Origin of the sequence: Beijerinckia sp. L45 (genome assembly GCF_009765775.1) — a bacterium.
Lineage (GTDB): Bacteria > Pseudomonadota > Alphaproteobacteria > Rhizobiales > Beijerinckiaceae > RH-AL1.
In genome coordinates this window covers 26,170-33,362 of sequence record NZ_LMUU01000124.1, presented here as the reverse complement: position 1 = coordinate 33,362, position 7,193 = coordinate 26,170, and the positions used below count along the sequence as shown (strand labels likewise).

At 64.2% G+C, this 7,193-nt stretch carries 6 protein-coding genes; 1 reads left to right on the top strand and 5 read right to left on the bottom strand.

All coding sequences use genetic code 11. The features are described from left to right. The 5 genes from GSQ79_RS13265 to GSQ79_RS13245 form a co-directional block, all read right to left on the bottom strand. A partial coding sequence (locus GSQ79_RS13265; protein ID WP_246725311.1) for a carbohydrate ABC transporter permease occupies window positions 1-627 on the bottom strand: 627 nt, incomplete at its 3' end. A gap of 2 nt (window positions 628-629) precedes the next feature. Then, window positions 630-1,553: a carbohydrate ABC transporter permease gene (locus GSQ79_RS13260; RefSeq protein ID WP_158809180.1), complete on the bottom strand. Its 924-nt coding sequence runs from the start codon at window positions 1,551-1,553 to the stop codon at window positions 630-632. 58 nt (window positions 1,554-1,611) lie between these two features. Beyond that, window positions 1,612-2,895, bottom strand: a complete 1,284-nt coding sequence (locus GSQ79_RS13255) for a sugar ABC transporter substrate-binding protein (protein WP_246725316.1) — start codon at window positions 2,893-2,895, stop codon at window positions 1,612-1,614. 207 nt (window positions 2,896-3,102) lie between these two features. After that, complete coding sequence (locus GSQ79_RS13250; RefSeq protein WP_158809179.1) at window positions 3,103-4,596, bottom strand: mannitol dehydrogenase family protein; 1,494 nt, start codon at window positions 4,594-4,596, stop codon at window positions 3,103-3,105. Window positions 4,597-5,215: 619 nt separating this feature from the next. Further along, window positions 5,216-6,385, bottom strand: coding sequence for an amidase (locus GSQ79_RS13245; protein WP_158809178.1), 1,170 nt, complete (start codon window positions 6,383-6,385; stop codon window positions 5,216-5,218). A gap of 383 nt (window positions 6,386-6,768) precedes the next feature. On the opposite strand from GSQ79_RS13245, the gene GSQ79_RS13240 reads away from it, so the two are divergent. Further along, window positions 6,769-7,005 (top strand): hypothetical protein, encoded by a 237-nt coding sequence (locus GSQ79_RS13240; RefSeq protein ID WP_158809177.1) that lies wholly within the window; start codon window positions 6,769-6,771, stop codon window positions 7,003-7,005. Window positions 7,006-7,193: the final 188 nt, after the last annotated feature.

The following is a 7,193-nucleotide window of genomic DNA, read 5'->3' as shown; positions in this document are numbered from 1 at the left end:
CCAAAAGGCCTCGTTCCAGCACAGAATGAGGGACAGCAGCCCCGTCGAGGCGACGCCCGGCAGGGCGAGCGGCAGGAGCAGGTACCAGACTTCGGCGCGTGTGCCCGCACCGTCCATCCGCCCGGCTTCGAGGATATCGTGCGGCACTTCCTTGAAGAAGGTGAAGAGCATCCAGACGACGATCGGCAGATTGCTCAGCATGTCGATCACGATAAGGCCGGTCCTCGTGTCGAGAAGGCCGAGATTGCGATAGAGCAGATAGATCGGCACCAGCACGCCGACAGCCGGCAGCATTTTTGTGGACAGCATCCACAGCAACGTCTGCCGGGTTCGCTGAGACGGGTGGAAGGCCATCGCATAGGCAGCCGGAATAGCCAGCGCGAGGGCGAACAAGGTGCCGCCGACCGATATGATGACGCTGTTCAGCGCGAAGGCGAGATAATTGGCGCGCGCCAGAACGTCGCCGTAGCTGAGCAGCGTCGGCGCGAAAGCGAGGCTCGGCGTCACCGCCTCAGGCTCGCTCTTGAAGCTCGTCGCGAGCATCCAAAGAATCGGGAAGAACAGCGCCAAGGCCGCGCCCCAACCCAGAAGCGCGATGCCGACTCGGCTGAAGACGCTCTGGCGCATGGCTAAACCTCGAGCCGTCGCGCGATCGTGCGCACGAGGAAGAACGCGACGACATTGGCGAGCACGATGGCGACCATACCGCCCGCCGAGGCGCCGCCGACGTCGTATTGAAGCAACGCGCGCGCATAGATCAGGAAGGCGAGATTGGTAGTAGCGTTGCCGGGGCCGCCCGATGTCGTGACGTAGATCTCGGCGAAGATGGCGAGGAGGAAGATCGTCTCGATCATCACGACCACGCTGATGGCGCGGGAAAGATGCGGGAGAACGATGTGGAAGAACTGTGCGAGCGGGCCGGCACCATCCATGCGCGCCGCCTCGAGCTGATCGCGATCCAGCGATTGCACGGCGGTCAGCAGGATCAGCAGTGCGAAAGGCAGCCACTCCCAGGACACGATCAGGACGACGGACGCCATCGGATACTGCGCGAACCAGTCGACGGCGGGGAGCCCGAACGCCCGCGACACCGCCCCCAGCACGCCGTAGATCGGATGCATCATGAGGTTCTTCCAGATCAGCGCGGCCACCGTCGGCATCACGAAGAACGGCGCGACGGCGAACAGGCGTGCCAGCCCTTGTCCCGGAAACGGCTGATCGAAGAGCACGGCGAGCAGCGTGCCGCCGACAACGGTGATGACGAGCACGGACCCGACGAGGATCAAAGTATTGCCGAGCGAAACCCAGAAATCGGGATCGGTGACCAGATAGCTGTAGTTGTCGAGGCCGGCGAAACCGGTGACGGTCGGGTCGAGAAGATTGTAGCGCTGCAGCGAGAACCACAGCGTCATCGCCAGGGGGACGATCATCCAGATCAGCAGCACCGTCACCGACGGCCCGATGAGCGGAAGGCCGTTGAAGCGTCGCCCTTGTGTCAGCGACGCGCGTTCGCGGCCCGCGGCGGTCGGATCGGCGGTGGAGATCAGGGCCATGATCGGTCACCTTTTCAAGAGGGGGCGGGCGCCGGGTGCCCGCGCGGAAAGCGGGCCGCTATTTGGGATAACCCGCCTGCTTCATGGTGCGCTGTGTGGCCGCTTGCGCGGCGCTCAAAGCCTGGTCGACGGACTGCTGTCCGCTGAGCGTCGCGGCCACGGTTTGCCCAACCTGGGTGCCGATGCCCTGAAACTCGGGGATCGCCACGAATTGCGCGCCGGTATAGGGCCGTGGTTCGCGCGTCTGGCCGTTGGGATTGGAACTGTCGATCGCCTTGAGCACGAAGCCGGCGAAGGGTGCGGCCTTCTGGTAGTCCGGGTTCTTGTAGGTCGATTGCCGGGTCCCGGGCGGCACGGCGACCCAGCCGTTCTGCTTGGCGACCAACTCGACATAGGCCTTGTCCGTGGCCCAGCTGACGAAGGTCTTGGCAGCCTCCTTCTGTTTGGAGGACGTGGGAATGCCGAGATTCCAGCTCCACAGCCACGTGGGGCCGCCCGCGAAATCGCCGGTCGGGATCTGGGCGAAAGCAACCTTGTCCGCCACCTGGCTCTGCTTGGGATCGTAGAGCAGCCCGGCGGCGACGGTGGAATCGATCCACATGGCGCAATGCCCGCTGGCAAAAAGCGCCAGGTTCTCGTTGAAGCCGTTCGACGTGGCGCCGGGGGGCCCGTCGGCCTTCATGATCTCGTCGTAGTAACCCAACGCCTTCTTCCATTCAGGCGTGTCGATGGCCGTCTTCCAACCCTTGTCGAACCACTGGCCGCCGAACGTATCCACCAGCGACGTCACATAGGCCATGTTCTCGCCCCAGCCGGGCTTGCCGCGGAGACAGATGCCGTAGGTCCCTTGAGACTTGTCGGTGAGCTTGTCGGCGAAGCCACGGATCTGGTCGTACGTCGGCTTCTCCGGCATCGTCAGACCGGCCTTCTCGAACAGGTCCTTGCGATAATAGGTCATCGCGCTCTCGCCGTAGAACGGGAGGGCGTAAAGCCTGCCATCGGAACTGACGCCCTCGCGAACGGTCTTCAGAAGGTCGTCGGCATCATAGTTTGCCGGCAATCCTTCCATCGGTTCCAGCCAGCCCCGCTTCGCCCAGATCGGCACTTCGTAATTGCCGATGGTGAGAACGTCGAACTGGCCGGCGCCGGTGGCGATATCCGTCGTCACGCGCTGGCGCAGAACGTTCTCCTCCAACACGACCCAGCGCAGCGTGATATCCGGGTGGCTCTTCTCGAACGCACTCGCCAGATGCTGCATGACGATCATGTCGCCATTGTTGACGGTCGCAATCGTGAGCGGCGTCGCCGCGGGCGCGGAAGCTGCCGTGAGCAGGGTGGCCAGTAACGAGAAGACGGGTAGGCGAAGCCTGGACGTCAAGGCGTTTCCCTCCAAGTCGGACTGACGCTTTCTAAACCGCGAGCGTCTGCCAGTATTACCGTCGTAGTTGCGCCGGTTCGGGATTGCCGTCAACACCACTAAAGGCAGGCTGGCCGCATGACGATCGGACGTTAGGGCAGGCTTTTGGGACGGCCCGCGGCACACCGGGCATCAAGCCGCTCGACGCGAGGCCTCGTCCAGCGTCGCTTCGATGCCCACGCTGTCCAGAAGACCGAGCCATGCGCCGACCGGGCCGAGCAGCCTTTCGTCAGTGCCGAGTTCGCCAAACAAAGAACGGATGGCGAGCAGCGGACGCGGGTCGGATCCGCCCGCCCGCGCCGCCTTTTGCAGCAGTTCGGCCATGGGATGGCGGACCAGGATCGGCCGGCCGTGCTCGTCCTCGCCGCGAACGCGCCGCAGCCAGGCTGCCAGCGCGAGGGCGAGGAAGTCGACGTTTGCATCCTGCTTGAGCCGATCGCGGATGGGATCGACGAGGACATTGAGCGGCGCGTCGGTATTCACTCTGTCCACCGTGTCGCGGATCGCCGGGTTGGCGAAACGCTGGACCAACGTCCGCTTGTAGGCGGCAAGGTCGATGCCGGGGACCGGCAGCAGCGTAGGACCCGTCTCGCGGTCCATGAGGGCGCTCATCACGGCGGCGATCCGCGGATCCGCCATGCATTCGTCGATCGTCACGTACCCGGCGAGGCGCCCGAGACCGGACACGGCGAGATGGCTCGCGTTGAGGAGGCGAAGCTTCATGAACTCGTAGGGCGCGACATCGGCGACGAATTGCGCGCCCACCCGCTCCCATGCCGGCCGCCCTGCGGGAAAGCGATCCTCGATGACCCATTGCTTGAACGGTTCGCAAAACACCGGCCACGCGTCGCGGATCCCGTGATCGCGGGCGAGCGCCGCGATGTCCTCGTCCGTGCTGACGGGCGTGATGCGGTCGACCATCGTCGAGGGAAAGCTGACCTCCTGCGCGATCCAGTCCGCGAGGTCGGCATCACGCAGCCGCGCCAGGGCCAGGGCGGCGTCGCGCAAGACATCGCCGTTGTGCTGGATGTTGTCGCAGCTCAGCGGCGTGAAGGGCTTGTGTCCCGCGGCGCGACGCCGCCGCAGGGCCTCGACGATGACGCCGATCGCGCTCCGTGGCTGGGTCGGCACCGCGAGATCGGCCTGCACCAGAGGATGATCGGGATCGAGCAGCTTGGTTGCGGGGTCGAGGCAATAGCCGTGCTCGGTAACGGTCAGGCTGACGATGCGCACCGCCGGATCGTCGATGGCGTCGAGCACCACGGCGCTGGTCTCGCCGGCGAATATGACGCCTGCGAGCGCGCCGATGACCGTGACGGTCTCGTCGGTCCCCTCGCGTTCCACCAGCGTGTAAAGCGCGTCCTGCGGTCGAAGCGCTTCGGTCATGCGCCGGTCTCCGGGCAGCAGGCCGACCCCGAGAATGCCGTAGGCGTGCGCTGCGGCATCGATTTCCATGAGATCATGGGTGTACCGGGCCATATGCGCGCGGTGGAAGCCGCCGAGGCCGAGATGCACGATGCCGGGCCGCACGGTGGCAGGATCGTAGTGCGGCACGTCGATCGACTTGACGAGCGTTGCGAGTGTGCGCCGGTTGAGAGGAACGGCGGCGATCAAGGCTCCGGTCATGGCATACCCTTCTCCCGATACGCGCAGGCCGGCCTAGCGTCGTCAGCGATTCCGTTTCGCTGCTTTCGGAGCGAGACGGCGCCCGTCGATCGAACAGCAACGCCCGACTCTGCTGGCTCTGTTATGCTGCAGGGGATGCAGAGCAATGGATCCGACCGAGGTGTCAAGGCGGACGAAGGGCAGACCGGGGATCGAAGACGACACGCGATGGCCGAACCCTATCGCGATTTTGCCGGAGAAGAGCAGCGACGACGTTTAAGCATGTGGTCGTCGTAAGCACGTCCAGGGGGCGCCTTCGCCAGTTTGTAAACCGACGATGAGAATTTTGATGTTTCGTATGTGGACAAACTGCCCCGATGAGACAGTACGGTACGCGAGTGCACGCGTGGACCCGAAGGATGCGCCGACCCTCGTTGCCGGCGAAGCGACTTCCGGCTCTCACCAATAGTATCGAAGTCGCGATCGAAGACAATTTCGCAGCATTCATACAGGACAAGACGTCGCTCTATTGAGCACCGTCTCTCGGCAATTGTTTAAATGGACTTCGCTATTCGCCCGCGCGGAAGCGTCCTTCTGTTACTATCAAGCTTAGGACAGCTTAGCCTCCAACGCGACGCGATCAGACGAGGCGAGCGCAAAGGTCGAGGAGCGCGGCATCGGAACCGGGCGGTCCGATCATCGACAGTCCGACGGGAAGCCCATCGACCGTGCCGCGCGGCACCGTAACCTCGGGCAGCCCGCCGAGGCCGGCGATACTTGTCATCCGCTGCAATCGCTGGCGGAATTGCTCGATGTCGGGACCCGACGCATCGAGCAGAGGCGCGGGACCCGGCGCCGTCGGCATCACGAGCAACGCGTCGTCCGCGACAAGCGCCAGCAGTCTTGCGCGGATCCTCGCGACGACCACGGCTGCCGCCGCGTCGTCGGCGGGGGAGACGGCTTTCGCGTATTCGAACCGCTCCTTGATCGGCGCGCCGAAACCGGGCCGCTCGCCATCGATCCAGGCGCCGTGGACACGCCAGCTTTCCGCAGCGGACGTCGTCCGGTAGGCGAGACGCCCGGCCTCGAGTCCTTCTGCATCGGCAATCGTTCTGGATTCCGGCTGGAGATCGAGAAGCGCGCTCAACGCATGGAGCAGGCGCTTGGTGTCGGCGACGAGTTCGGGTGCCGCATCCACCAGGGCATCCTCGACGAGAATGATCCGCTTGAACCGGGTCGGCGCGCGCGGCGGCAGCAGGATCGCGCCGACCCGCGCCATCATCGCACCGGACCTGGCGAACCAGCCCAGCGTATCATAGTGCGGCATGAACGGAACGACACCCTGCAACGGAATGAGCCCGTGGGTCGTGCGGATGCCGAACACCCCGCAAAAGCTCGCGGGAATGCGCACCGAACCGCCCGTGTCGGTGCCGAGCGCAAAATCGCAAAGACCGGCCGCGACCGCCGCGGCGGAGCCGCTCGACGAACCGCCAGGGACCCGCCCCGGCGCATTGACGTTGACCGGCGTCCCGTAATGCACGTTGTCACCGTTGAGGCCGTAGGCCAGTTCGTCGGAGATGGTCTTGCCGACGACATGCGCGCCCGCCGCGAGCAGCATTGATACACTCGGCGCCGTCTCGACCGCAGGCTCGTGGGTCTCCAACCATCGCGGATTGCCGCATCCCGTGACATGGCCGGCGATGTCGATGAAGTCCTTTACGGCGAAGCTCAGTCCCGCGAGCGGGCCGGTTGCTGCACCGGGGATCTCGAACACGCCGTTGGGGCAAAACGCACCGACCGAATCCCGCATCGTCACTTCCTTATTTTGCCATGGCGTATCGCCGCCGCCGCCAGCTGCTTTCGGCGGCAATCCCGTAGCCTATCAGCATGCCGAAGTGGAAGCGCGCTGAACGGGACACCGTGTCCGTCCGCAAGGGTAAACCCATAGGCGACCCGCGCTCGCTAGGCAGGACCTACGAGGCGCAGACCGCCGAAGCGAACAGTCACCAAAAAGGCCGTCGTAGGAAACCTCAAAACGCGATTGGTTGTTACAATCGGAACACGCCGGCGCTAACCGAGACTTAATCATTCCATTTTTCGGAAAGATGAGTGCCGATTTAGACGGCTATCGAAAGTTTTTTCTCGGACTATCTTCTGATGGGAGACGAACCAAGCATAGAGGGAAACAAAACTATGACCAACTTCAAAACCAGGACGAGCCTCGTCGCTGTTGCTGCAGCCGCCGTGCTTTCATTCGGCGTAAGCGTCGCGAATGCCCAGGGCTTCATGCCTCCGAACACCGATATCCGTGCGCTCGAGGCGCCCGTCGATGTGACGCCAAACCAGCTTCGCGCATTCGGCGACAAGGTCTATCAGGGCCGCTCCGTCGCCCACGACGATGCCGTGCAAAGCGACGACGTCGACCGCTAAGACTTGCTGCCACATCGAGCCTTGAGCCGGCGAGATTTCTCTGCCGGCTTTTTTGCGTGCTGGTCGAGGTTTGAACCCCCGCTCTAGGCCTCGAACAGCATCCTGGCTTCATCCTGGTCCGATCGCCCCGCGTCCAGGTTCGACAGACTGACGCCGAGGAGACGCACGCCTCGCGGAACGGGCATCTC